Genomic DNA, 23319 nt, shown 5'->3' on the forward strand with positions numbered 1-23319 from the left:
CTCTCTGTTTACTTTTAAATGCATTCAACAAGTCGGGCGTGTTGCCTGGTTGATGTGGTGATATCACCGATTTATCCGTGTCTTAGAGGGACAATCGATGTCTAAAGAAAAGTTTGAACGTACAAAACCGCACGTTAACGTCGGTACTATCGGCCACGTTGACCATGGTAAAACAACGCTGACCGCTGCCATCACTACCGTACTGGCTAAAACCTACGGCGGTGCTGCTCGCGCATTCGATCAGATCGATAACGCGCCGGAAGAAAAAGCTCGTGGTATCACCATCAACACTTCCCACGTTGAATATGACACCCCGACTCGCCACTACGCGCACGTAGACTGCCCAGGCCACGCCGACTATGTTAAAAACATGATCACCGGTGCTGCGCAGATGGACGGCGCGATCCTGGTTGTTGCTGCGACTGACGGCCCGATGCCGCAGACTCGTGAGCACATCCTGCTGGGTCGTCAGGTAGGCGTTCCGTACATCATCGTGTTCCTGAACAAATGCGACATGGTTGATGACGAAGAGCTGCTGGAACTGGTAGAAATGGAAGTTCGTGAACTTCTGTCTCAGTACGACTTCCCGGGCGACGACACTCCGATCGTTCGTGGTTCTGCTCTGAAAGCGCTGGAAGGCGAAGCAGAGTGGGAAGCGAAAATCATCGAACTGGCTGGCTTCCTGGATTCTTACATCCCGGAACCAGAACGTGCTATCGACAAGCCGTTCCTGCTGCCGATCGAAGACGTATTCTCCATCTCCGGTCGTGGTACCGTTGTTACCGGTCGTGTAGAACGCGGTATCATCAAAGTTGGTGAAGAAGTTGAAATCGTTGGTATCAAAGAGACTGCTAAGTCTACCTGTACTGGCGTTGAAATGTTCCGCAAACTGCTGGACGAAGGTCGTGCTGGTGAGAACGTTGGTGTTCTGCTGCGTGGTATCAAACGTGAAGAAATCGAACGTGGTCAGGTACTGGCTAAGCCGGGTTCTATCAAGCCGCACACCAAATTCGAATCTGAAGTTTATATCCTGTCCAAAGATGAAGGCGGCCGTCATACTCCGTTCTTCAAAGGCTACCGTCCGCAGTTCTACTTCCGTACTACTGACGTGACTGGTACCATCGAACTGCCGGAAGGCGTAGAGATGGTAATGCCGGGCGACAACATCAAAATGGTTGTTACCCTGATCCACCCGATCGCGATGGACGACGGTCTGCGTTTCGCAATCCGTGAAGGCGGCCGTACCGTTGGCGCGGGCGTTGTTGCCAAAGTAATGAGCTAATTGCTGATAACATTTGACGCAATGCGCAATAAAAGGGCATCATTTGATGCCCTTTTTGTACGCTTTCGAAGCAGAACCTGGCTCATCAGTGATTTTATTTGTCATAATCATTGCTGAGACAGGCTCTGAAGAGGGCGTTGAGTCCGAAACTTACTTTCGGTTTGGATCGCCTCGCACCCGCGGGGTGAAAATGTTTGTAGAATTCTTCTGACAGGTTGGTTTATGAGTGCGAATACCGAAGCTCAAGGGAGCGGGCGCGGCCTGGAAGCGATGAAGTGGGTTGTGGTTGCGGTGCTGCTGATTGTGGCTATCGTCGGCAACTATCTTTATCGTGACATGATGCTGCCATTGCGCGCGCTGGCCGTAGTAATTCTTATTGCTGCAGCGGGTGGTGTCGCGCTGTTAACGACAAAAGGAAAAGCGACCGTTGCGTTTGCACGTGAAGCGCGTACTGAAGTTCGCAAGGTTATCTGGCCGACTCGCCAGGAAACACTGCATACTACGCTTATTGTTGCTGCGGTTACCGCGGTAATGTCGCTGATCCTGTGGGGACTGGATGGTATTCTGGTTCGCCTGGTCTCTTTTATCACTGGCCTGAGGTTCTAAGATGTCTGAAGCACCTAAAAAGCGCTGGTACGTCGTTCAGGCGTTTTCCGGTTTTGAAGGCCGCGTAGCCACTTCGCTGCGTGAGCACATCAAATTACACAACATGGAAGAGCTGTTTGGCGAAGTCATGGTCCCGACTGAAGAAGTCGTTGAGATCCGTGGCGGCCAGCGTCGCAAAAGCGAGCGCAAATTCTTCCCGGGTTACGTTCTGGTCCAGATGGTCATGAACGATGCGAGCTGGCACCTTGTGCGTAGCGTGCCGCGCGTAATGGGCTTCATCGGCGGTACTTCTGACCGTCCGGCGCCGATCAGCGACAAAGAAGTTGATGCGATTATGAACCGCCTGCAGCAGGTTGGTGATAAGCCGCGTCCGAAAACGCTGTTCGAACCGGGTGAGATGGTTCGCGTTAACGACGGTCCGTTTGCCGACTTTAACGGTGTCGTTGAAGAAGTGGATTACGAGAAGTCTCGCCTGAAAGTTTCTGTTTCTATCTTCGGTCGTGCGACTCCGGTAGAACTGGACTTCGCGCAGGTAGAAAAAGCGTAACGCAGCGATCAAAAAAGCAGCGATTTAATCGTTGCATGGGGCGCGAAATTGGCATACAATTTCGCGCCTTTTGTTTTTACGGGCACAGCCCGTAAAACGATATTTATCACGGGGAGCCTCATTGAGGCGCTATTACCCACTTAGAGGAAATTGCAATGGCTAAGAAAGTACAAGCCTACGTTAAGCTGCAGGTTGCAGCTGGTATGGCAAACCCGAGTCCGCCGGTTGGTCCAGCACTGGGTCAGCAGGGTGTGAACATCATGGAATTCTGCAAAGCGTTCAACGCAAAAACTGATTCCATCGAAAAAGGTCTGCCGATTCCGGTTGTTATCACCGTTTACGCTGACCGTTCTTTCACCTTCATCACCAAGACTCCGCCGGCAGCAGTTCTGCTGAAAAAAGCGGCTGGTATTAAGTCTGGTTCCGGTAAGCCGAACAAAGAGAAAGTTGGTAAAATTTCTCGCGCTCAGCTGCAGGAAATCGCGCAGACCAAAGCTGCCGACATGACTGGCGCCGACATTGAAGCGATGACTCGCTCCATTGAAGGTACTGCACGTTCCATGGGCCTGGTAGTGGAGGATTAAGAAATGGCTAAACTGACCAAGCGTATGCGCGTGATCCGTGAAAAAGTTGATGCAACTAAACAGTACGACATCAACGAAGCTATTGCTCTGCTGAAAGAGCTGGCCACTGCTAAATTCAACGAAAGCGTTGACGTTGCTGTTAACCTCGGCATCGACGCTCGTAAATCTGACCAGAACGTACGTGGTGCAACTGTACTGCCGCACGGTACTGGCCGTTCCGTTCGCGTTGCCGTATTTACCCAGGGCGCAAACGCTGAAGCTGCTAAAGCTGCAGGCGCTGAACTGGTAGGTATGGAAGATCTGGCTGACCAGATCAAAAAAGGCGAAATGAACTTCGACGTTGTTATTGCTTCCCCGGATGCAATGCGCGTTGTTGGCCAGCTGGGTCAGGTTCTGGGCCCGCGCGGCCTGATGCCAAACCCGAAAGTTGGTACTGTAACGCCTAACGTTGCTGAAGCGGTTAAGAACGCTAAAGCAGGTCAGGTTCGTTATCGTAACGACAAAAACGGCATCATCCACACCACCATCGGTAAAGTGGACTTTGACGCTGACAAACTGAAAGAAAACCTGGAATCTCTGCTGGTTGCGCTGAAAAAAGCAAAACCGACTCAGGCGAAAGGCGTGTACATCAAGAAAGTTAGCATCTCCACCACCATGGGTGCAGGTGTTGCAGTTGACCAGGCTGGCCTGAGCGCTGCTGCAAACTAATGCCTTTACGTGGGCGGTGATTTTGTCTACAATCTTACCCCCACGTTTGCTAACAATTAATTGTTAGCGGCTAAAAGATTTGGTCGTTGGAGCCTGGCCTATCCAGGCCTCCGTCGAAGACCGCAGGAGTTTCGCAAGAAACTTAATCCCCTGCGTAGACGGTGACAGAACGCTAAGATTATTTTTTAAAGTACTCTTTGGCTTGTTTCTGCTCACCGTATTTAAGACGCTCTCTCCATTTTGGAGGAGTGAAGTGAGTTCCAGGGCATGAGCCCTGGCAAACATCCAGGAGCAAAGCTAATGGCTTTAAATCTTCAAGACAAACAAGCGATTGTTGCTGAAGTCAGCGAAGTAGCCAAAGGCGCGCTGTCTGCAGTAGTTGCGGATTCCCGCGGCGTAACTGTAGACAAAATGACCGAACTGCGTAAAGCAGGTCGCGAAGCCGGCGTATACATGCGTGTTGTTCGTAACACCCTGCTGCGTCGTGTTGTTGAGGGTACTCAGTTTGAGTGCCTGAAAGACGCGTTCGTTGGTCCGACCCTGATTGCATACTCTATGGAACACCCGGGCGCTGCTGCTCGTCTGTTCAAAGAGTTCGCGAAAGCGAATGCAAAATTTGAGGTCAAAGCTGCAGCCTTTGAAGGTGAGTTGATCCCGGCATCGCAAATCGATCGCCTGGCAACCCTGCCGACCTACGAAGAAGCAATTGCACGCCTGATGGCAACCATGAAAGAAGCTTCGGCTGGCAAACTGGTTCGCACTCTGGCTGCTGTTCGCGATGCGAAAGAAGCTGCTTAATCGCAGTTATCTTTATCAAGTATTCGCTTACGTATAAACTTATTCTGATTTTCAGGAACAATTTAAATGTCTATCACTAAAGATCAAATCATTGAAGCAGTTGCCGCTATGTCCGTAATGGACGTTGTAGAACTGATCTCTGCAATGGAAGAAAAATTCGGTGTTTCCGCTGCTGCTGCTGTAGCTGTAGCTGCTGGCCCGGCTGAAGCTGCTGAAGAAAAAACTGAATTCGACGTAATTCTGAAAGCTGCTGGCGCTAACAAAGTTGCTGTAATCAAAGCAGTACGTGGCGCAACTGGCCTGGGTCTGAAAGAAGCAAAAGACCTGGTTGAATCTGCTCCGGCCGCTCTGAAAGAAGGCGTGAGCAAAGACGACGCAGAAGCACTGAAAAAATCCCTGGAAGAAGCTGGCGCTGAAGTTGAAGTTAAATAAGCCAACCTTTCCGGTTGCAGCCTGAGCAATTAGGCTGATGGCTGGTGACTTTTTAGTCACCAGCCTTTTTGCGCTGTAAGGCGCCAGTAGCGTTTCACACTGTTTGACTACTGGTTGTCCTGACAATGCTTGTTTCTATCGACGACTTAATATACTGCGACAGGGTGCTCGCTCTGTGTAAATCGCAACGAAATGATTTAAGCGTGATAGCAACAAGCATTGCGGAAAGTGTTCCATTTTCCGGTCAACAAAATAGTGTTGCACAAACTGCCATTCAATTGGGCAGATGGGTCGACTTGTCAGCGAGCTGAGGAACCCTAATGGTTTACTCCTATACCGAGAAAAAACGTATTCGTAAGGATTTTGGTAAACGTCCACAAGTACTGGATGTGCCTTATCTCCTTTCTATCCAGCTTGACTCGTTTCAGAAGTTCATCGAGCAAGATCCTGAAGGGCAGTATGGTCTGGAAGCAGCCTTCCGTTCCGTATTCCCGATTCAGAGCTACAGCGGTAATTCCGAGCTGCAATACGTCAGCTACCGCCTTGGCGAACCGGTGTTTGACGTCCAGGAATGTCAGATCCGTGGCGTGACCTATTCCGCACCGCTGCGCGTAAAACTGCGTCTGGTGATCTACGAGCGCGAAGCGCCGGAAGGCACCGTAAAAGACATTAAAGAACAAGAAGTCTACATGGGTGAAATTCCGCTCATGACTGACAACGGTACCTTTGTTATCAACGGTACTGAGCGTGTTATCGTTTCTCAGCTGCACCGTAGTCCGGGCGTCTTCTTTGACTCCGACAAAGGGAAAACCCACTCTTCGGGTAAAGTGCTGTATAACGCGCGCATCATTCCTTACCGTGGTTCCTGGCTGGACTTCGAATTCGATCCGAAGGACAACCTGTTCGTACGTATTGACCGTCGCCGTAAACTGCCTGCGACCATCATTCTGCGTGCGCTGAACTACACCACTGAGCAGATCCTTGACCTGTTCTTTGAGAAAGTTGTTTTCGAAATTCGCGACAACAAGCTGCAGATGGAACTGGTGCCGGAACGCCTGCGTGGTGAAACCGCATCCTTTGACATCGAAGCTAACGGCAAAGTGTACGTTGAAAAAGGCCGCCGTATTACTGCGCGCCACATTCGCCAGCTGGAAAAAGACGATATCAAACATATCGAAGTTCCGGTTGAGTACATTGCTGGTAAAGTTGCGTCTAAAGACTACGTTGACGAATCGACTGGCGAGCTGATCTGCCCGGCTAACATGGAGCTGAGCCTGGATCTGCTGGCTAAGCTGAGCCAGTCTGGCCACAAACGTATCGAAACGCTGTTCACCAACGATCTGGACCACGGTCCGTACATCTCTGAGACTGTACGCGTTGACCCAACCAACGATCGTCTGAGCGCGCTGGTAGAAATCTACCGCATGATGCGCCCGGGTGAGCCGCCGACTCGTGAAGCAGCTGAAAGCCTGTTTGAGAACCTGTTCTTCTCCGAAGACCGCTATGACCTGTCTGCGGTTGGTCGTATGAAGTTCAACCGTTCTCTGCTGCGCGACGAAATCGAAGGTTCCGGTATCCTGAGCAAAGAAGACATCATCGAAGTGATGAAAAAGCTCATCGATATCCGTAACGGTAAAGGCGAAGTCGATGATATCGACCACCTCGGCAACCGTCGTATCCGTTCCGTTGGTGAAATGGCGGAAAACCAGTTCCGCGTTGGCCTGGTACGTGTAGAGCGTGCGGTGAAAGAGCGTCTGTCTCTGGGCGATCTCGATACCCTGATGCCTCAGGATATGATCAACGCCAAACCGATTTCTGCAGCAGTGAAAGAGTTCTTCGGTTCCAGCCAGCTGTCTCAGTTTATGGACCAGAACAACCCGCTGTCTGAGATTACGCACAAACGTCGTATCTCCGCACTCGGCCCAGGCGGTCTGACCCGTGAACGCGCAGGCTTTGAAGTTCGAGACGTACACCCGACTCACTACGGTCGCGTATGTCCAATCGAAACGCCTGAAGGTCCGAACATCGGTCTGATCAACTCCCTGTCCGTGTACGCACAGACTAACGAATATGGCTTCCTCGAGACGCCGTATCGTAAAGTGACCGACGGTGTGGTAACTGATGAAATTCATTACCTGTCTGCTATCGAAGAAGGCAACTACGTTATTGCTCAGGCGAACTCCAACCTGGACGATGAAGGCCACTTCGTAGAAGACCTGGTAACCTGCCGTAGCAAAGGCGAATCCAGCTTGTTCAGCCGTGACCAGGTTGACTACATGGACGTATCCACCCAACAGGTGGTATCCGTCGGTGCGTCCCTGATCCCGTTCCTGGAACACGATGACGCCAACCGTGCATTGATGGGTGCGAACATGCAACGTCAGGCGGTTCCGACCCTGCGCTCTGATAAGCCGCTGGTTGGTACCGGTATGGAACGTGCTGTTGCCGTTGACTCCGGTGTTACTGCAGTTGCTAAGCGTGGCGGTACCGTTCAGTACGTGGATGCTTCCCGTATCGTTATCAAAGTTAACGAAGACGAGATGTACCCGGGCGAAGCAGGTATCGACATCTATAACCTGACCAAATACACCCGTTCTAACCAGAACACCTGTATCAACCAGATGCCTTGCGTATCTCTGGGTGAGCCGGTTGATCGTGGTGATGTGCTGGCTGATGGCCCGTCCACCGACCTCGGTGAACTGGCGCTGGGTCAGAACATGCGCGTGGCATTCATGCCATGGAACGGTTACAACTTCGAAGACTCCATCCTCGTATCCGAGCGTGTTGTTCAGGAAGACCGTTTCACTACCATCCACATTCAGGAACTGGCATGTGTGTCCCGTGACACCAAGCTGGGGCCGGAAGAGATCACCGCCGACATCCCGAACGTGGGTGAAGCTGCGCTCTCCAAACTGGATGAATCCGGTATCGTATATATTGGTGCAGAAGTGACCGGTGGCGACATTCTGGTTGGTAAGGTAACGCCGAAAGGTGAAACCCAGCTGACCCCAGAAGAGAAGCTGCTGCGTGCGATCTTCGGTGAGAAAGCGTCTGACGTTAAAGACTCTTCTCTGCGCGTGCCGAACAGCGTGTCTGGTACCGTTATCGACGTTCAGGTCTTTACCCGCGATGGCGTGGAAAAAGACAAACGTGCGCTGGAAATCGAAGAAATGCAGCTCAAACAGGCGAAGAAAGACCTGTCTGAAGAACTGCAGATCCTCGAAGCTGGCCTGTTTAGCCGTATTTACGCTGTGCTGGTTGCCGGTGGCGTTGAAGCTGAGAAGCTCGACAAACTGCCTCGCGATCGCTGGCTGGAACTCGGCCTGACCGACGAAGAGAAACAAAATCAGCTGGAACAGCTGGCTGAGCAGTATGACGAACTGAAACACGAGTTCGAGAAAAAACTCGAAGCGAAACGCCGCAAAATCACCCAAGGCGACGATCTGGCACCGGGCGTGCTGAAAATCGTCAAGGTATACCTGGCCGTTAAACGCCGTATCCAGCCTGGTGACAAAATGGCAGGTCGTCACGGTAACAAGGGTGTAATTTCTAAGATCAACCCGATCGAAGATATGCCGCACGATGCTAACGGTACGCCGGTAGATATCGTACTGAACCCGCTGGGCGTACCGTCTCGTATGAACATCGGTCAGATCCTCGAAACCCACCTGGGTATGGCTGCGAAAGGTATCGGCGATAAGATCAACGCCATGCTGAAACAGCAGCAGGAAGTCGCGAAACTGCGCGAATTCATCCAGCGTGCGTACGATCTGGGCGCCGACGTTCGTCAGAAAGTTGACCTGAACACCTTCAGCGATGAAGAAGTTCTGCGTCTGGCTGAGAACCTGAAAAAAGGTATGCCGATCGCAACGCCGGTCTTCGACGGTGCGAAAGAGTCTGAAATCAAAGAGCTGTTGCAGCTGGGTGGCCTGCCGACTTCCGGTCAGATCACACTGTTCGACGGCCGTACGGGTGAGCAGTTCGAGCGTCAGGTAACCGTCGGTTACATGTACATGCTGAAACTGAACCACCTGGTTGACGACAAGATGCATGCGCGTTCTACCGGTTCTTACAGCCTGGTTACTCAGCAGCCGCTGGGTGGTAAGGCGCAGTTCGGTGGTCAGCGCTTCGGGGAGATGGAAGTGTGGGCGCTGGAAGCATATGGCGCGGCATACACCCTGCAGGAAATGCTCACCGTTAAGTCTGATGACGTGAATGGCCGTACTAAGATGTATAAAAACATCGTAGACGGTAACCATCAGATGGAACCGGGCATGCCGGAATCCTTCAACGTACTGTTGAAAGAGATCCGTTCGCTGGGTATCAACATCGAGCTGGAAGACGAGTAACTCTCGCTCAAACAGGTCACTGGTGCTGGCGTAACAGCCAGCACCAGATTGTGCTAACTCCGACGGGAGCAAATCCGTGAAAGATTTATTAAAGTTTCTGAAAGCGCAGACTAAAACCGAAGAGTTTGATGCGATCAAAATTGCTCTGGCATCGCCAGACATGATCCGTTCATGGTCTTTCGGTGAAGTTAAAAAGCCGGAAACCATTAACTACCGTACGTTCAAACCTGAGCGTGACGGCCTTTTCTGCGCCCGTATCTTTGGGCCGGTAAAAGACTACGAGTGCCTGTGCGGTAAGTACAAGCGCCTGAAACACCGTGGTGTGATCTGTGAGAAGTGCGGCGTTGAAGTGACCCAGACTAAAGTACGCCGTGAGCGTATGGGCCACATTGAGCTGGCGTCTCCGACTGCGCACATCTGGTTCCTGAAATCTCTGCCGTCCCGTATCGGCCTGCTGCTGGATATGCCGCTGCGTGATATCGAACGTGTTCTGTACTTCGAATCCTATGTGGTTATCGAAGGCGGTATGACGAACCTGGAACGTAACCAGATTCTGACCGAAGAACAGTATCTGGACGCGCTGGAAGAGTTCGGTGACGAATTCGACGCGAAGATGGGTGCGGAAGCTATTCAGGCCCTGCTGAAAAGCATGGATCTGGAGCAAGAGTGTGAAACTCTGCGTGAAGAGCTGAACGAAACCAACTCCGAAACCAAGCGTAAAAAGCTGACCAAGCGTATCAAACTGCTGGAAGCGTTCGTTCAGTCTGGTAACAAACCAGAGTGGATGATCCTGACCGTTCTGCCGGTACTGCCGCCAGATCTGCGTCCGCTGGTTCCGCTGGATGGTGGTCGTTTCGCGACGTCTGACCTGAACGATCTGTATCGTCGCGTCATTAACCGTAACAACCGTCTGAAACGTCTGCTGGATCTGGCTGCGCCGGACATCATCGTACGCAACGAAAAACGTATGCTGCAGGAAGCGGTCGACGCCCTGCTGGATAACGGTCGTCGCGGTCGTGCGATCACCGGTTCTAACAAACGTCCTCTGAAATCTTTGGCCGACATGATCAAAGGTAAACAGGGTCGTTTCCGTCAGAACCTGCTCGGTAAGCGTGTTGACTACTCCGGTCGTTCTGTAATCACCGTAGGTCCATACCTGCGTCTGCATCAGTGCGGTCTGCCGAAGAAAATGGCACTGGAGCTGTTCAAACCGTTCATCTACGGCAAGCTGGAACTGCGTGGCCTCGCCACCACCATCAAAGCCGCTAAGAAAATGGTTGAGCGCGAAGAAGCTGTCGTTTGGGATATCCTGGACGAAGTTATCCGCGAACACCCGGTTATGCTGAACCGTGCACCAACTCTGCACCGTTTGGGTATCCAGGCGTTTGAACCGGTTCTGATCGAAGGTAAAGCTATTCAGCTTCATCCGCTGGTTTGTGCGGCATACAACGCCGACTTCGATGGTGACCAGATGGCTGTTCACGTACCGCTGACGCTGGAAGCCCAGCTGGAAGCGCGTGCGCTGATGATGTCTACCAACAACATCCTGTCCCCTGCGAACGGCGAGCCAATCATCGTTCCGTCTCAGGACGTTGTATTGGGTCTGTACTACATGACCCGTGACTGTGTTAACGCCAAAGGCGAAGGCATGGTGCTGACTGGCCCGAAAGAAGCTGAGCGTATTTATCGCGCTGGCCTGGCCTCTCTGCATGCGCGCGTTAAAGTGCGTATCACCGAATACGAAAAAGATGAAAACGGCGAGTTTGTTGCTAAAACCAGCCTGAAAGACACGACCGTTGGCCGTGCCATTCTGTGGATGATCGTACCTAAAGGTCTGCCGTTCACTATCGTGAACCAGGCTCTGGGTAAGAAAGCGATCTCCAAAATGCTGAACACCTGCTACCGTATTCTGGGCCTGAAACCGACCGTTATTTTTGCGGACCAGACGATGTACACCGGCTTTGCTTATGCAGCGCGTTCAGGTGCATCCGTTGGTATCGATGACATGGTCATCCCGGAGAAAAAATACGAGATCATCAGCGAAGCGGAAGCTGAAGTTGCTGAGATCCAGGAACAGTTCCAGTCTGGTCTGGTTACCGCGGGCGAACGCTACAACAAAGTTATCGATATTTGGGCTGCGGCGAACGATCGTGTATCCAAAGCGATGATGGATAACCTGCAAACCGAAACCGTGATTAACCGTGACGGCGTAGAAGAGCAGCAGGTTTCCTTCAACAGCATCTACATGATGGCCGACTCCGGTGCGCGTGGTTCTGCAGCACAGATTCGTCAGCTGGCAGGTATGCGTGGTCTGATGGCGAAGCCGGATGGCTCCATCATCGAAACGCCAATCACCGCGAACTTCCGTGAAGGTCTGAACGTACTCCAGTACTTCATCTCGACCCACGGTGCTCGTAAAGGTCTGGCGGATACCGCACTGAAAACAGCGAACTCCGGTTATCTGACCCGTCGTCTGGTTGACGTGGCGCAGGATCTGGTTGTTACCGAAGACGATTGTGGCACGCTGGAAGGCATCACCATGACCCCGGTTATCGAGGGTGGTGACGTTAAAGAGCCGCTGCGCGATCGCGTACTGGGTCGTGTAACCGCTGAAGACGTTCTGAAGCCGGGTACGGCGGACATTCTTGTTCCACGCAACACGCTGCTGCACGAGCACTGGTGTGACCTGCTGGAAGAGAACTCCGTTGACTCCGTCAAAGTTCGTTCCGTCGTATCCTGTGACACCGACTTTGGTGTATGTGCGCACTGCTACGGTCGTGACCTGGCGCGTGGCCACATCATCAACAAAGGTGAAGCTATCGGCGTTATCGCGGCACAGTCCATCGGTGAGCCGGGTACACAGCTGACCATGCGTACGTTCCACATCGGTGGTGCGGCATCGCGTGCGGCTGCTGAATCCAGCATCCAGGTGAAAAACAAAGGTAGCATCCGTCTGAGCAATGCGAAGTCGGTTGTGAACTCCAGCGGTAAACTGGTTATCACCTCGCGTAACACCGAACTGAAACTGATCGACGAATTCGGCCGTACCAAAGAAAGCTATAAAGTGCCTTACGGCTCTGTTATGGCGAAAGGTGATGGCGAACAGGTTGCTGGCGGCGAAACCGTTGCAAACTGGGATCCGCACACCATGCCGGTTATCACCGAAGTAAGCGGCTTTATTCGCTTCACTGACATGATCGACGGCCAGACCATTACGCGTCAAACTGACGAACTGACCGGTCTGTCTTCTCTGGTAGTTCTGGATTCCGCAGAACGTACCGCGGGTGGTAAAGATCTGCGTCCGGCGCTGAAAATTGTTGATGCGAACGGTAACGACGTTCTGATCCCAGGTACCGATATGCCTGCTCAGTACTTCCTGCCGGGCAAAGCGATTGTTCAGCTGGAAGATGGCATTCAGATCAGTTCTGGTGACACCCTGGCCCGTGTTCCGCAGGAATCCGGCGGTACCAAGGATATCACCGGTGGTCTGCCACGCGTTGCGGATCTGTTCGAAGCACGTCGTCCGAAAGAGCCGGCAATCCTGGCAGAAATCAGCGGCATCATTTCCTTCGGTAAAGAAACCAAAGGGAAACGTCGTCTGGTTATCACCCCGGTAGACGGTAGCGATCCGTACGAAGAGATGATTCCGAAATGGCGTCAGCTCAACGTGTTCGAAGGTGAACGTGTAGAACGTGGTGACGTAGTTTCCGACGGTCCGGAAGCGCCGCACGACATCCTGCGTCTTCGTGGCGTACACGCGGTAACGCGTTATATCACCAACGAAGTTCAGGACGTATACCGTCTGCAAGGCGTTAAGATTAACGATAAACACATTGAAGTTATCGTTCGTCAGATGCTGCGCAAAGCCACCATCGAAAACGCAGGTAGCTCCGACTTCCTGGAAGGCGAACAGGTTGAATACTCTCGCGTCAAGATCGCTAACCGCGAACTGGAAGCGAACGGTAAAGTTGCGGCGACATTCTCCCGCGACCTGCTGGGTATCACCAAAGCGTCTCTGGCAACCGAGTCCTTCATCTCTGCGGCATCGTTCCAGGAGACAACTCGTGTCCTGACCGAAGCAGCCGTTGCGGGTAAACGCGACGAACTGCGTGGCCTGAAAGAGAACGTTATCGTAGGTCGTCTGATCCCGGCCGGTACCGGTTATGCGTACCACCAGGATCGTATTCGCCGCCGTGCAGCAGGTGAAGCTCCTGCTACTCAGCAGGTGAGTGCGGAAGAAGCGTCTGCCAGCCTGGCAGAACTGCTGAACGCAGGCCTGGGCGGTACCGATAACGAGTAATCGTTAAGGTAGCGCTTAAAAAGCCAGTCGGGTTTCCCGGCTGGCTTTTTTTATATCTGTAAAAAATCAATGGCTAAAAATTCTACGCATATCAAAAAACCACATTTATAAAGTGGATATAGTCGAAGCACCATAGCAATCAAATGAATGACTTATAGAACCGGCACAGCACCGTCGGACGGGGTTTATTTGCCCTGAAAAAGGCAAAGGAGGAAATCCAAACAACAAAAATCAGCGCTCGACAAAATAGCGGATATTAACGGACAGGATTTGGGGGATGCATGGAATTTGCTATACAACTTATTATCATCTTAATTTGTTTGTTCTACGGCGCGAGAAAGGGCGGTATTGCGCTGGGGCTTTTGGGCGGTATCGGGCTGGTTATTCTGGTCTTTGTTTTTCATCTTCAGCCGGGTAAACCGCCTGTCGATGTGATGCTGGTGATTATTGCCGTGGTGGCCGCATCGGCAACGCTTCAGGCTTCCGGCGGCTTAGATGTGATGCTGCAAATTGCCGAAAAACTTCTGCGACGTAACCCGAAATATGTCTCCATCGTCGCACCTTTCGTGACCTGTACACTGACCATTCTCTGCGGTACCGGGCATGTCGTGTATACCATTTTGCCGATTATTTACGATGTGGCGATCAAAAATAATATCCGGCCGGAACGTCCTATGGCGGCGAGTTCTATCGGCGCGCAGATGGGCATTATTGCCAGCCCGGTCTCGGTTGCCGTGGTGTCATTAGTGGCGATGCTTGGTAATTTCACCTTCAACGGCAAGCATCTCGAATTCCTCGATCTCTTATCCATTACTATTCCCTCGACGCTACTCGGCATCCTGGCGATTGGTATTTTCAGCTGGTTCCGCGGGAAGGATTTAGATAAAGACCAGACCTTCCAGGAATTTATTGCCGTACCGGAAAACCGTCACTATGTGTATGGTGATACGGCGACGCTTTTGGATAAAAAACTCCCCACCAGTAACTGGGTGGCGATGTGGATCTTCCTGGCATCCATTGCGGTAGTGGCACTGCTGGGGGCATTTTCAGAACTGCGTCCGGCCTTTGATGGTAAGCCATTGTCGATGGTGCTGGTCATCCAGATGTTTATGCTGCTTTCCGGCGCGCTGATCATCATCATCACCAAAACTAACCCGGCGTCGATTTCCAAAAACGAAGTGTTCCGTTCGGGCATGATTGCGATTGTTGCGGTGTACGGCATCGCCTGGATGGCGGAAACCATGTTCGGCGCGCACATGTCTGAAATTAAAGGCGTGTTAGGCGAAATGGTGAAGGAGTATCCGTGGGCCTATGCGATTGTACTGCTGCTGGTCTCGAAATTCGTGAACTCACAGGCGGCAGCGTTGGCGGCGATCGTTCCGGTTGCGCTGGCGATTGGCGTGGATCCCGCGTATATCGTGGCATCAGCGCCTGCCTGCTACGGTTACTATATTCTGCCAACCTATCCCAGCGACCTGGCGGCAATTCAGTTTGACCGTTCAGGCACCACGCACATTGGTCGCTTCGTGATTAACCACAGCTTTATTCTGCCGGGCTTGATTGGCGTGAGTGTCTCGTGCGTATTCGGCTGGGTATTCGCCGGGCTGTACGGTTTTCTGTAATAAAAAAGCAGGTGCCTTACGGCACCTGCTTTACTGCGTTTGATTACGCGGTACGACGATAGAGTTCAATCATATCCGTCGCTAAATCCTGAATTACCATCGCGTTCATCAAATGGTCCTGAGAGTGAACGGTAATCAGGTTTACCGGTAATTTACCGGTGCCTTCATCCAGACCAATAAGCTGGGTCTGAATGGTGTGTGCATGCTTCACGTAGTCGTGTGACTCCGCCATCGCTTTTTCTGAACCGGTGAAATCGCCTTTACGCGCCAGCTGTAACGCGGTTAATGCAGCACTACGCGCAGCGCCAGCGTTCACCAGCAGCTCCATAATGGTAGTTTCCAAATCTTCCATGCCAGCTTACTCCATCAGTTTGAGGGCTTTTTCCAGAACGGCATCACCTTTCATCATGCCGTAATCCATCATGTCGATAACCGCGACTTTTTTGCCCAGCGGATCGGCCTGCGCCTGCAGCTTAGCTTGCTCATACTTGACCTGTGGGCCAAGCAGGATGATGTCGGCTTCATTGAGATTGTCTTTAAACTCCGCGACCGGCACGGCCTTGATGGAAACCTCAATACCTTTCTTCTGAGCTGCGTCTTTCATACGTTGAACCAGCATACTGGTGGACATACCTGCAGCACAGCATAAAACGATGTTCTTCATAATTCGCCCTCATGTTCCTTGATGTCACATCTTTATCGCGGGAGAGGGGGTTCAACAACTGCTTTGCGGCGATTGTGTGTAAGCCATCACAAAGAAAGGCTGAAAAAACTGAAACCGGTTACATTTTTGCTGGTGGTGTAAAAAAAGCCCACGACGGTGGGCTCATTGAGTGGAAGGGAAATCAGGCCACGGTCGTGCGCAAAATCCGGTTTTTCCCTTGCTGTTTTGCTTTATAAAGCGCTTCATCAACGCTAACAATCAGTTGCTCCAGCGATTCCATATTCCATTCGCCCAGTCCGCCGCTGAAGGTCACGCTGAGCCCCTCTTCACGCCACGTGCGTTGCGCGACTTTCTCACGCCAGTTTTCCAGCAGGGTACGGGCAGAATCGATATACGTTGCCGGAAAAATAACGGCGAACTCCTCACCGCCATAGCGATAAATCGATATCTCATGCGGTTGCAGAATTTGTATCCCTTCGCGCGCGACGTTACGCAGCACGATATCGCCGTTCAGGTGACCCCAGGTATCATTGATCGACTTGAAGTTATCGATATCTACCAGCGCTAATGCGAACGGCTGGTGATCGTTCATCAGCGCGGCGATATCGCTGTCGAAGGCGCGACGGTTTTTACAGCCGGTCAGGGCATCAATTGTGGCCTGGCGGACGTAGGCAATTTCGCGTTCTTTATTGGTTTCAATGGCTTTGCTTAACATCGCTTCCAGCCGGGGCGCGCGGTTAACGTCGCCCGTTTTAATGGCATTGATGATATTCATCAGCACGGTGCGCGAGGCGTGGCGTAAATAGAGGGCAAAGACGATGATGACAAAGGCGGCGACGGCAAATCCCCAGGCCACAATAACCGTTTCATGGTGGGCGAGGTCGGCGAGCGTATGGTCGGACACTTTATAAATGACGAACCAGTCGGGATTGGTGAACGAGTAATAGTAGAGCCAGGTTTTGCTCTTGCCGTCGTGTATTTCCCCTTCCGCATTGGTCATTTGGTCCATCAGCGTTTCAGGCACCATATTACTGAACAGGCGGGTGGTATCCGGGTGAAGCACGGCCTTGCCATCGCGGTTAACCACAAAAAATTCCCCGCTGACCGGTGATTGCATTTGTCGCAGGGTATAACTCATTGACGGCAAATCCAGGTGAAATGCCAGCGTTCCTTTCAATTTCCCATCCGGAGAAACGACAGGCTTGGCCATAGTAATGGTGGTTTCGCGGGTAAAGTAGTCCGTATAAGGCTGCGTATAGCGCGCAAATAACCCAGAGTCACCCTGCGCCCGGAACCAGGGACGCGTTGTGGCATTGAACTCCTCGCTGTCGGATGTCGCCATAACCTGCGGGACGCGCAAATAATTCCCATGAGGGTCGGCGACAGAGATGGACGTTACCGTTGGCATCAGCGCCAGCAGGTGCATCATGAGCTCAGTGCCTTTCTCCGGATCGCGATTAACGACGTTATCCAGCTGTTCATTGTTCGATAAAAAGGTCGTCGCGCGGCTTAAAATATAATCATCTTCGCGCAGGATAGATTCCATGTAATTCACCGCCATGTTGTGGGTGAAGTTACGGTTGATATGGTGGTAATCCTCAATGATATCTTTACGCTGATTGAGCATCACGAGGGTGGCAATGACCAGGAAGCTCAAAAGGATACCCGCGAAACTGATGATTATCGGCGTGGTAAACGACAGTTTCCTGCTATGAGTACTCATAACGTTTTCTTCGTTCCAGAAGGTGAATGGCAAAAGTATAAGGGGCCAGGGGGTGTTGTGCGGCGATATATAAAAGTTATGCTTTCCTTATTGTTTATAGGGTAATCAAATCAGAGACGCAAAAATAGTTGCCGATTATCTTAAAAGCGAAGCGGAGGCAGGGCGGTAGAGGAAGGAAGAGCCGCCCTGGTCAACATCCTGCTGACGAGGGCTAGCGTATTCCGCCACGTGCTTTTCAACAACGCGCAATGTGCTGCGCTGCGAGTCTCTTCGCAAACAACATCATGCGCTTACATCACTCTCCTCAGGGTTGCGAGGCGCGTCCCAGCCAGCCGTCCCAGTCTTTCCATACTGGCTGTAAACCACGCTCGCGCAGGGCATCTGCCACCGCTTCCGGCCTGCGAGCGTCGTGCGGGGAAAATTGTTCCAGTTCAGGGTGATCGTCGGCATAACCGCCGGGCTGCGTTTTTGAGAACGCGCTAACGTTGTTGATTGCCAGGGGGATCACGTTGTCGCGAAACCAGGGCGATTCGCGGGTGGAGAGCGACAGCTCAATTTCCGGTGAGAAAAGGCGAAACGCGCAAATTACCTGTACCAGCTGCTTTTCATCCATCAGGGACGCGGGTTCTACGCCGCCTGCACACGGACGCAGGCGGGGAAAGGAGACAGAGTAGCGGCTTTGCCAGTAGTGGTGCTGAAGCCACAACAAATGCTCAGCCACCATAAAGCAATCCACCCGCCAGCTGTCCGACAGGCCAATCAGCGCGCCGAGGCCGATTTTATCAATCCCTGCCTGGCCCAGGCGGTCCGGCGTATCCAGCCGCCAGAAGAAATCCTGCTTTTTGCCTTTCAGATGATGATGGGCGTACTGCGCCTCGTGGTAGGTCTCCTGATACACCATCACCCCATCCAGCCCCAGCGTTTTCAGCTCAGCATACTCTTCGGTAGAGAGCGGCTGTACTTCCATTTGAAGCGAGGAAAACTGGCTGCGGATGGCGGGAAGATGGCGGCGAAAATAGTCCATCCCGACTTTACTCTGATGCTCGCCGGTCACCAGCAGCAGGTGCTCGAAATTCATGGCGCGGATGGCGGCACATTCGCGGGCGATTTCAGTTTCGTCCAGCGTCTTACGCTTGATGCGATTACTCATGGAGAAACCACAGTAAGTGCAGTCGTTGGCGCACAGGTTCGAAAGATACAGCGGTACGTAAAAACTCACGGTGTTGCCGAAGCGCTGACGGGTGAGTCGCTGCGCGCGCTGCGCCAGCGGTTCAAGATAATCGGCGGCGGCGGGAGAGAGCAGCGCCATCATATCGTCGCGCGTCAGATGACTGGCGGCCAGCGCGCGCTCAACGTCGGCCGCGGTTTTACTGCTGATTTTCAGGCGCAGATCGTCCCAGTTGAGCTCGCGCCAGCGATCGCTAAAGGCGCTCATACACTGGCCTCCAGAAAACCGGTTAACGGGCTGGTGGCGACGGCGTGCGTGCGGCGTGCGCCCGGTACTGCCTGGCGTGCCAGAATACCGGCATCGACTGCCATACGAAACGCGTGTGCCATCATTACCGGATCATCGGCGACGGCAATGGCGGTATTCACCAGCACCGCGTCGGCACCCATCTCCAGCGCCTGCGCGGCGTGGCTCGGCACGCCAATGCCCGCATCAACCACTACCGGAACATTCGCCTGAGCGATGATAATCTCTAACATCGCGCGGGTTTCCAGCCCCTGATTCGAACCAATCGGCGCACCCAGCGGCATCACGGCGGCGCATCCAGCTTCTTCAAGACGCTTACACAATACCGGATCTGCGCCGCAGTACGGCAGCACCACAAAACCGTCTTTCACCAGCAGTTCAGCGGCTTTCAGGGTTTCGATCGGGTCGGGCAACAGCCAGCGTGCGTCAGGGTGAATTTCCAGCTTCAGCCAGTTTGTGCCCAGCGCTTCGCGGGCTAACTGCGCGGCGAATACCGCTTCTTCCGCCGTTTTCGCGCCGGAGGTATTTGGCAACAGCGTGACGCCCGCCTCGCGAAGCGGTTCCAGAATGGCATCGTTATTCTGACGTAAATCGACGCGCTTCATCGCCAGCGTGACAAGCTGACTGCCCGATGCGCGAATGGCATCGACCATCACCTTCGATGATGCGAATTTTCCGGTACCCGTAAATAAGTGAGAATCAAAGATTTTATCGGCAATGCGTAACATGTCAGCCCCCGGCTATAACCTGAAAAAGCAGGATCTGATCGCCGTCCTGCACAATGTGATGTTCCCAACGCTCGCGCGGCAGGATTTGCTGATTGAGCGCCAGCGCGACGCCCGGCTTTAACTGTTCCAGTTGGGTGAGCAGGGCGCTGACGGAGAGCCCCTCCGCACACTGCATGGATTCGTCATTAAACTGAATCTGCATGACGGCCTCCACAAACCGGGCAGCCCGCCGCGCGATGCAGCGCCAGGTTTCGCCACTGGTGGGCGCGTGCGTCAAACAGACGCAAGGTATTGCTGGTGGGCATACCGCTTAACAGCTTGATGGCTTCCAGTGCCTGCAATGTACCCATTACGCCCACGACCGGGCCGACCACGCCTGCCGTGCGGCAGTTGCGTTCCGGTTCGGCGTCATCGGGCCACAGACAGCGGTAACAGCCTTGCGTCCACGGCGGTGTCAGTACCATCATCTGCCCACCGAACCCCACCGCGCTGGCCGTAATCAGCGGCGTGTTCAGCGCCACGCAGGCCGCGTTGATCGCCTGGCGCGTCGCCATGTTATCGGTGCAATCAAGCACCAGATCCGCGTCGTGCACCGCCTGCTTTAGCGCATCGCCCGCCAGCCGTTGGGCGATCGTTGTGAGAGTGATATCCGGGTTTAACGCCGCCAGTCGCGCGCGCGTTGCCTCTGCTTTTGAGCGCGCGATGTCGGGCGTGGTAAAGGCAATCTGACGATGCAGATTACTCAGATGCACCTCGTCATCGTCGGCAAGCACCAGCGTGCCGACGCCCGCACCGGCAAGATACAGCGCCGCAGGCGCGCCTAAGCCGCCGAGCCCGACGATAAGCACCCGGCTGGCGAGCAGTTTTTGCTGGCCCTCCACGGCGATATCCTCCAGTAACATCTGGCGACTGTAGCGCATGAAATCGCGATCATTCATCGCCCACTCCCGCCAGCGCCAGCAGTTTCGCGGTGGCATCGCGCCAGTCTGCGGCTTGCGTAATCGCGCTCACGACGGCGATGCTGCCAACGCCCGTCGCCAGCACTGCCGGCGCACGTTCAAGGCTAATTCCGCCAATGGCGACGGTGGGGTAATCGTCCAGGCGTTTAATATGCGCGGCGAGCTGTTCCAGCCCCTGCGGCGCGGAGGGCATCTGCTTGGTTTGCGTTGGGAACACGTGACCCAGCGCGATGTACGAAGGCTGCGCCGCCAGCGCCACGTCAATTTCCATATCATCGTGAGTCGATACGCCAAGCCGTAAGTTGGCCGCGCGAATCGCGTCGAGATCGGTGGTTTCCAGATCTTCCTGCCCCAGATGCACGCCATAAGCCTGGTGTTTAATCGCCAGGCGCCAGTAGTCGTTGATAAACAGACGCGCGTTATAGCGACGGCCGAGATCTATCGCGGCAACCACATCGGCCTCGACCTCGTCGTCGTGTTTGTCCTTAATGCGTAACTGAATGGTGCGTACGCCCGCTTCCAGCAAACGTGCGATCCACTCCACGCTATCAACAACCGGGTAGAGGCCCAAACGGAAAGGAACCGGGGGAAAATGAGGCTGGTACATTATAAATTCTCCTGAGGGATATAGAGTTCGCCACCCCGGGCGCGGAACTGACCAGACATCTCGTTCATCCCGGTCTCTGCGGCCTGTTTTGCCGCGTAATCGCGAACTTCCTGGGTGATTTTCATTGAGCAGAATTTGGGGCCGCACATCGAGCAGAAATGGGCAACTTTGCCCGATTCCTGCGGCAGTGTTTCATCGTGATAGGCGCGAGCGGTGAAGGGGTCGAGCGCCAGGTTAAACTGATCTTCCCAGCGGAATTCAAAGCGTGCTTTCGACATGGCGTTATCGCGAATCTGCGCGCCGGGGTGACCTTTTGCCAGGTCTGCCGCGTGGGCGGCGATCTTGTAAGTGATAAGTCCTTGCTTCACATCGTCTTTATTCGGTAAGCCGAGGTGCTCTTTTGGCGTGACGTAGCAGAGCATCGCGCAGCCGAACCAGCCAATCATCGCCGCACCAATCCCGGAGGTGAAATGGTCGTAGCCTGGTGCAATATCGGTGGTGAGCGGCCCTAACGTATAAAACGGCGCTTCATGGCAGTGCTCCAGCTCTTCGGTCATATTACGGCGGATCATCTGCATTGGCACATGGCCGGGCCCTTCAATCATCACCTGCACGTCATATTCCCAGGCGATTTTGGTCAATTCGCCCAACGTGTGAAGTTCTGCAAACTGGGCTTCATCGTTGGCATCCTGAATTGAGCCAGGACGCAGGCCGTCGCCCAGCGACAGCGATACATCATAGGCGGCGCAAATTTCACAAATTTCGCGGAAGTGCTGATAAAGGAAGTTTTCCTGATGATGCGAGAGGCACCACTTCACCATGATTGAGCCACCGCGCGACACAATACCGGTCAGGCGTTTGGCGGTCATCGGCACGTAACGCAGCAGCACGCCCGCATGAATGGTGAAGTAGTCTACGCCCTGTTCGGCCTGTTCCAGCAACGTATCGCGGAACGCTTCCCAGCTCAGATCCTCGGCGATCCCATTGACCTTCTCCAGCGCCTGGTAGATCGGCACGGTGCCGATTGGTACCGGGCTGTTGCGCAGGATCCATTCGCGGGTTTCGTGGATGTAACGCCCGGTGGAGAGGTCCATCACCGTATCGGCGCCCCAGCGCGTTGCCCACACCAGTTTTTCCACCTCTTCTTCAATCGAGGAGCTCACTGCGGAGTTACCGATATTGGCGTTCACCTTCACCAGGAAGTTACGCCCGATGATCATCGGTTCCGATTCCGGATGGTTAATATTGGCCGGGATAATCGCCCGACCTGCCGCCACTTCGGCACGGACAAACTCAGGCGTGATGTTTTGTGGTAGCAGCGTGTCGAAGCTTTGCCCCGGATGCTGCTGGCGCAGTACTTCGCTGCGAATGCGCTCGCGCCCCATATTTTCGCGCAGGGCGATAAATTCCATCTCCGGGGTGATTACCCCCCGACGAGCATAATGGAGTTGGGTGACGCGCTTGCCGGGACACGCGCGTTTTGGCGTCAACAGGCCGGTGAAGCGCAATTCGTCGAGAAATTCGTCCGCGAGGCGGGCCTGAGTATAGGCGGAGCTGCGCGCCGTTAAGGTTTCGCTATCGGCGCGCGCGTCAATCCACGGCTGGCGCAGTTTTGCCAGGCCCTGGCGGATATCGATTTTTTCGGCTGGGTCGCCGTAGGGGCCGGAGGTGTCATACACCGGGATCGCTTCATTCTCTTCGTACTGCGCATTATCCTCGCTGCCGCCAATGAGCGTGGGGCTAAGCTGAATTTCGCGCATCGGCACGCGTACGCCAGGCTGTGTACCGGCGAGATAAATACGGCGCGAGTTAGGGAAAGCGGTGCCTTCCAGAGTATCAATAAAGCGTTGAGCCTGTTCGCGTTGTTCGCGGCGAGTCAGTTTTGTTGTAGACATAGCGCATACCAAATAAAAAAGGATATGGCTTGTCAGACGAC

Annotated in this window: 19 protein-coding genes; 10 read left to right on the top strand and 9 right to left on the bottom strand. The window is 53.6% G+C overall.

Going from position 1 to position 23319, the window contains the following annotated elements:
• Positions 1 to 97: 97 nt before the first annotated feature.
• The 10 genes from tuf (at position 98) to dcuB (ending at position 15228) form a co-directional block, all read left to right on the top strand.
• Entirely contained in the window at positions 98 to 1282 is a 1185-nt protein-coding gene (gene tuf, locus AC1MKH_RS00975) for an elongation factor Tu (RefSeq protein WP_003031109.1), read from the top strand.
• A 222-nt stretch (positions 1283 to 1504) separates the two neighbouring features.
• Positions 1505 to 1888 (top strand): preprotein translocase subunit SecE, encoded by a 384-nt coding sequence (gene secE, locus AC1MKH_RS00980; protein ID WP_003862342.1) that lies wholly within the window; start codon positions 1505 to 1507, stop codon positions 1886 to 1888.
• 1 nt (position 1889) lies between these two features.
• Positions 1890 to 2435, top strand: coding sequence for a transcription termination/antitermination protein NusG (nusG, locus tag AC1MKH_RS00985; RefSeq protein WP_003862341.1), 546 nt, complete (start codon positions 1890 to 1892; stop codon positions 2433 to 2435).
• A gap of 155 nt (positions 2436 to 2590) precedes the next feature.
• Positions 2591 to 3019: a 50S ribosomal protein L11 gene (rplK, locus tag AC1MKH_RS00990; RefSeq protein ID WP_015966392.1), complete on the top strand. Its 429-nt coding sequence runs from the start codon at positions 2591 to 2593 to the stop codon at positions 3017 to 3019.
• A 3-nt stretch (positions 3020 to 3022) separates the two neighbouring features.
• Entirely contained in the window at positions 3023 to 3727 is a 705-nt protein-coding gene (rplA, locus tag AC1MKH_RS00995; RefSeq protein WP_276224678.1) for a 50S ribosomal protein L1, read from the top strand.
• A 300-nt stretch (positions 3728 to 4027) separates the two neighbouring features.
• On the top strand, positions 4028 to 4525 hold the full coding sequence (gene rplJ / locus AC1MKH_RS01000; RefSeq protein ID WP_002438625.1) for a 50S ribosomal protein L10: 498 nt from the start codon (positions 4028 to 4030) through the stop codon (positions 4523 to 4525).
• A 66-nt stretch (positions 4526 to 4591) separates the two neighbouring features.
• Positions 4592 to 4957 carry a 50S ribosomal protein L7/L12 gene (rplL, locus tag AC1MKH_RS01005; RefSeq protein WP_006176746.1) on the top strand — a complete coding sequence of 122 codons (366 nt, stop codon included), beginning with the start codon at positions 4592 to 4594 and terminating at the stop codon, positions 4955 to 4957.
• A 320-nt stretch (positions 4958 to 5277) separates the two neighbouring features.
• Positions 5278 to 9306: a DNA-directed RNA polymerase subunit beta gene (gene rpoB, locus AC1MKH_RS01010; protein WP_327622015.1), complete on the top strand. Its 4029-nt coding sequence runs from the start codon at positions 5278 to 5280 to the stop codon at positions 9304 to 9306.
• A gap of 76 nt (positions 9307 to 9382) precedes the next feature.
• Complete coding sequence (gene rpoC / locus AC1MKH_RS01015; RefSeq protein ID WP_276224680.1) at positions 9383 to 13606, top strand: DNA-directed RNA polymerase subunit beta'; 4224 nt, start codon at positions 9383 to 9385, stop codon at positions 13604 to 13606.
• Between the two features lie 281 nt (positions 13607 to 13887).
• On the top strand, positions 13888 to 15228 hold the full coding sequence (dcuB, locus tag AC1MKH_RS01020; protein WP_015966387.1) for an anaerobic C4-dicarboxylate transporter DcuB: 1341 nt from the start codon (positions 13888 to 13890) through the stop codon (positions 15226 to 15228).
• A 43-nt stretch (positions 15229 to 15271) separates the two neighbouring features.
• Here dcuB and AC1MKH_RS01025 read toward each other — a convergent pair whose 3' ends face one another.
• The 9 genes from AC1MKH_RS01025 to thiC all read right to left on the bottom strand — a co-directional run bounded on the left by AC1MKH_RS01025 (position 15272) and on the right by thiC (position 23278).
• Entirely contained in the window at positions 15272 to 15580 is a 309-nt protein-coding gene (locus AC1MKH_RS01025) for a PTS lactose/cellobiose transporter subunit IIA (RefSeq protein ID WP_015966386.1), read from the bottom strand.
• A 6-nt stretch (positions 15581 to 15586) separates the two neighbouring features.
• A complete protein-coding gene (locus AC1MKH_RS01030; RefSeq protein ID WP_108477138.1) occupies positions 15587 to 15892 on the bottom strand; it encodes a PTS sugar transporter subunit IIB in 306 nt (101 codons plus the stop codon).
• A 181-nt stretch (positions 15893 to 16073) separates the two neighbouring features.
• On the bottom strand, positions 16074 to 17615 hold the full coding sequence (locus AC1MKH_RS01035; protein ID WP_276224681.1) for a sensor domain-containing diguanylate cyclase: 1542 nt from the start codon (positions 17613 to 17615) through the stop codon (positions 16074 to 16076).
• 304 nt (positions 17616 to 17919) lie between these two features.
• Positions 17920 to 19050, bottom strand: a complete 1131-nt coding sequence (gene thiH / locus AC1MKH_RS01040; protein WP_276224682.1) for a 2-iminoacetate synthase ThiH — start codon at positions 19048 to 19050, stop codon at positions 17920 to 17922.
• Complete coding sequence (thiG, locus tag AC1MKH_RS01045) at positions 19047 to 19817, bottom strand: thiazole synthase (RefSeq protein WP_276224683.1); 771 nt, start codon at positions 19815 to 19817, stop codon at positions 19047 to 19049. Before thiG ends, thiH begins: the two co-directional genes overlap by 4 nt.
• A gap of 1 nt (position 19818) precedes the next feature.
• Complete coding sequence (thiS, locus tag AC1MKH_RS01050) at positions 19819 to 20019, bottom strand: sulfur carrier protein ThiS (RefSeq protein WP_276224684.1); 201 nt, start codon at positions 20017 to 20019, stop codon at positions 19819 to 19821.
• Positions 20003 to 20755, bottom strand: coding sequence for a HesA/MoeB/ThiF family protein (locus tag AC1MKH_RS01055; protein ID WP_276224685.1), 753 nt, complete (start codon positions 20753 to 20755; stop codon positions 20003 to 20005). Before AC1MKH_RS01055 ends, thiS begins: the two co-directional genes overlap by 17 nt.
• Entirely contained in the window at positions 20748 to 21383 is a 636-nt protein-coding gene (thiE, locus tag AC1MKH_RS01060) for a thiamine phosphate synthase (protein ID WP_276224686.1), read from the bottom strand. Before thiE ends, AC1MKH_RS01055 begins: the two co-directional genes overlap by 8 nt.
• The gene (gene thiC, locus AC1MKH_RS01065; RefSeq protein ID WP_276224687.1) at positions 21383 to 23278 is read right to left on the bottom strand and encodes a phosphomethylpyrimidine synthase ThiC; all 1896 of its coding nucleotides are present in this window, start codon (positions 23276 to 23278) and stop codon (positions 21383 to 21385) included. Before thiC ends, thiE begins: the two co-directional genes overlap by 1 nt.
• Positions 23279 to 23319 lie beyond the last annotated feature (41 nt).

The sequence above is a fragment of the Pseudocitrobacter sp. CD920760 genome, from assembly GCF_057782505.1.

What these genes read in the sequence shown, in the direction of transcription:
- tuf (WP_003031109.1), top strand. Translation starts at nt 98, where the DNA reads ATGTCTAAAGAAAAGTTTGAACGTACAAAACCGCACGTTAACGTCGGT.
- secE (WP_003862342.1), top strand. Translation starts at nt 1,505, where the DNA reads ATGAGTGCGAATACCGAAGCTCAAGGGAGCGGGCGCGGCCTGGAAGCG.
- nusG (WP_003862341.1), top strand. Translation starts at nt 1,890, where the DNA reads ATGTCTGAAGCACCTAAAAAGCGCTGGTACGTCGTTCAGGCGTTTTCC.
- rplK (WP_015966392.1), top strand. Translation starts at nt 2,591, where the DNA reads ATGGCTAAGAAAGTACAAGCCTACGTTAAGCTGCAGGTTGCAGCTGGT.
- rplA (WP_276224678.1), top strand. Translation starts at nt 3,023, where the DNA reads ATGGCTAAACTGACCAAGCGTATGCGCGTGATCCGTGAAAAAGTTGAT.
- rplJ (WP_002438625.1), top strand. Translation starts at nt 4,028, where the DNA reads ATGGCTTTAAATCTTCAAGACAAACAAGCGATTGTTGCTGAAGTCAGC.
- rplL (WP_006176746.1), top strand. Translation starts at nt 4,592, where the DNA reads ATGTCTATCACTAAAGATCAAATCATTGAAGCAGTTGCCGCTATGTCC.
- rpoB (WP_327622015.1), top strand. Translation starts at nt 5,278, where the DNA reads ATGGTTTACTCCTATACCGAGAAAAAACGTATTCGTAAGGATTTTGGT.
- dcuB (WP_015966387.1), top strand. Translation starts at nt 13,888, where the DNA reads ATGGAATTTGCTATACAACTTATTATCATCTTAATTTGTTTGTTCTAC.
- AC1MKH_RS01025 (WP_015966386.1), bottom strand. Translation starts at nt 15,580, where the DNA reads ATGGAAGATTTGGAAACTACCATTATGGAGCTGCTGGTGAACGCTGGC.
- AC1MKH_RS01030 (WP_108477138.1), bottom strand. Translation starts at nt 15,892, where the DNA reads ATGAAGAACATCGTTTTATGCTGTGCTGCAGGTATGTCCACCAGTATG.
- AC1MKH_RS01035 (WP_276224681.1), bottom strand. Translation starts at nt 17,615, where the DNA reads ATGAGTACTCATAGCAGGAAACTGTCGTTTACCACGCCGATAATCATC.
- thiH (WP_276224682.1), bottom strand. Translation starts at nt 19,050, where the DNA reads ATGAGCGCCTTTAGCGATCGCTGGCGCGAGCTCAACTGGGACGATCTG.
- thiG (WP_276224683.1), bottom strand. Translation starts at nt 19,817, where the DNA reads ATGTTACGCATTGCCGATAAAATCTTTGATTCTCACTTATTTACGGGT.
- thiS (WP_276224684.1), bottom strand. Translation starts at nt 20,019, where the DNA reads ATGCAGATTCAGTTTAATGACGAATCCATGCAGTGTGCGGAGGGGCTC.
- AC1MKH_RS01055 (WP_276224685.1), bottom strand. Translation starts at nt 20,755, where the DNA reads ATGAATGATCGCGATTTCATGCGCTACAGTCGCCAGATGTTACTGGAG.
- thiE (WP_276224686.1), bottom strand. Translation starts at nt 21,383, where the DNA reads ATGTACCAGCCTCATTTTCCCCCGGTTCCTTTCCGTTTGGGCCTCTAC.
- thiC (WP_276224687.1), bottom strand. Translation starts at nt 23,278, where the DNA reads ATGTCTACAACAAAACTGACTCGCCGCGAACAACGCGAACAGGCTCAA.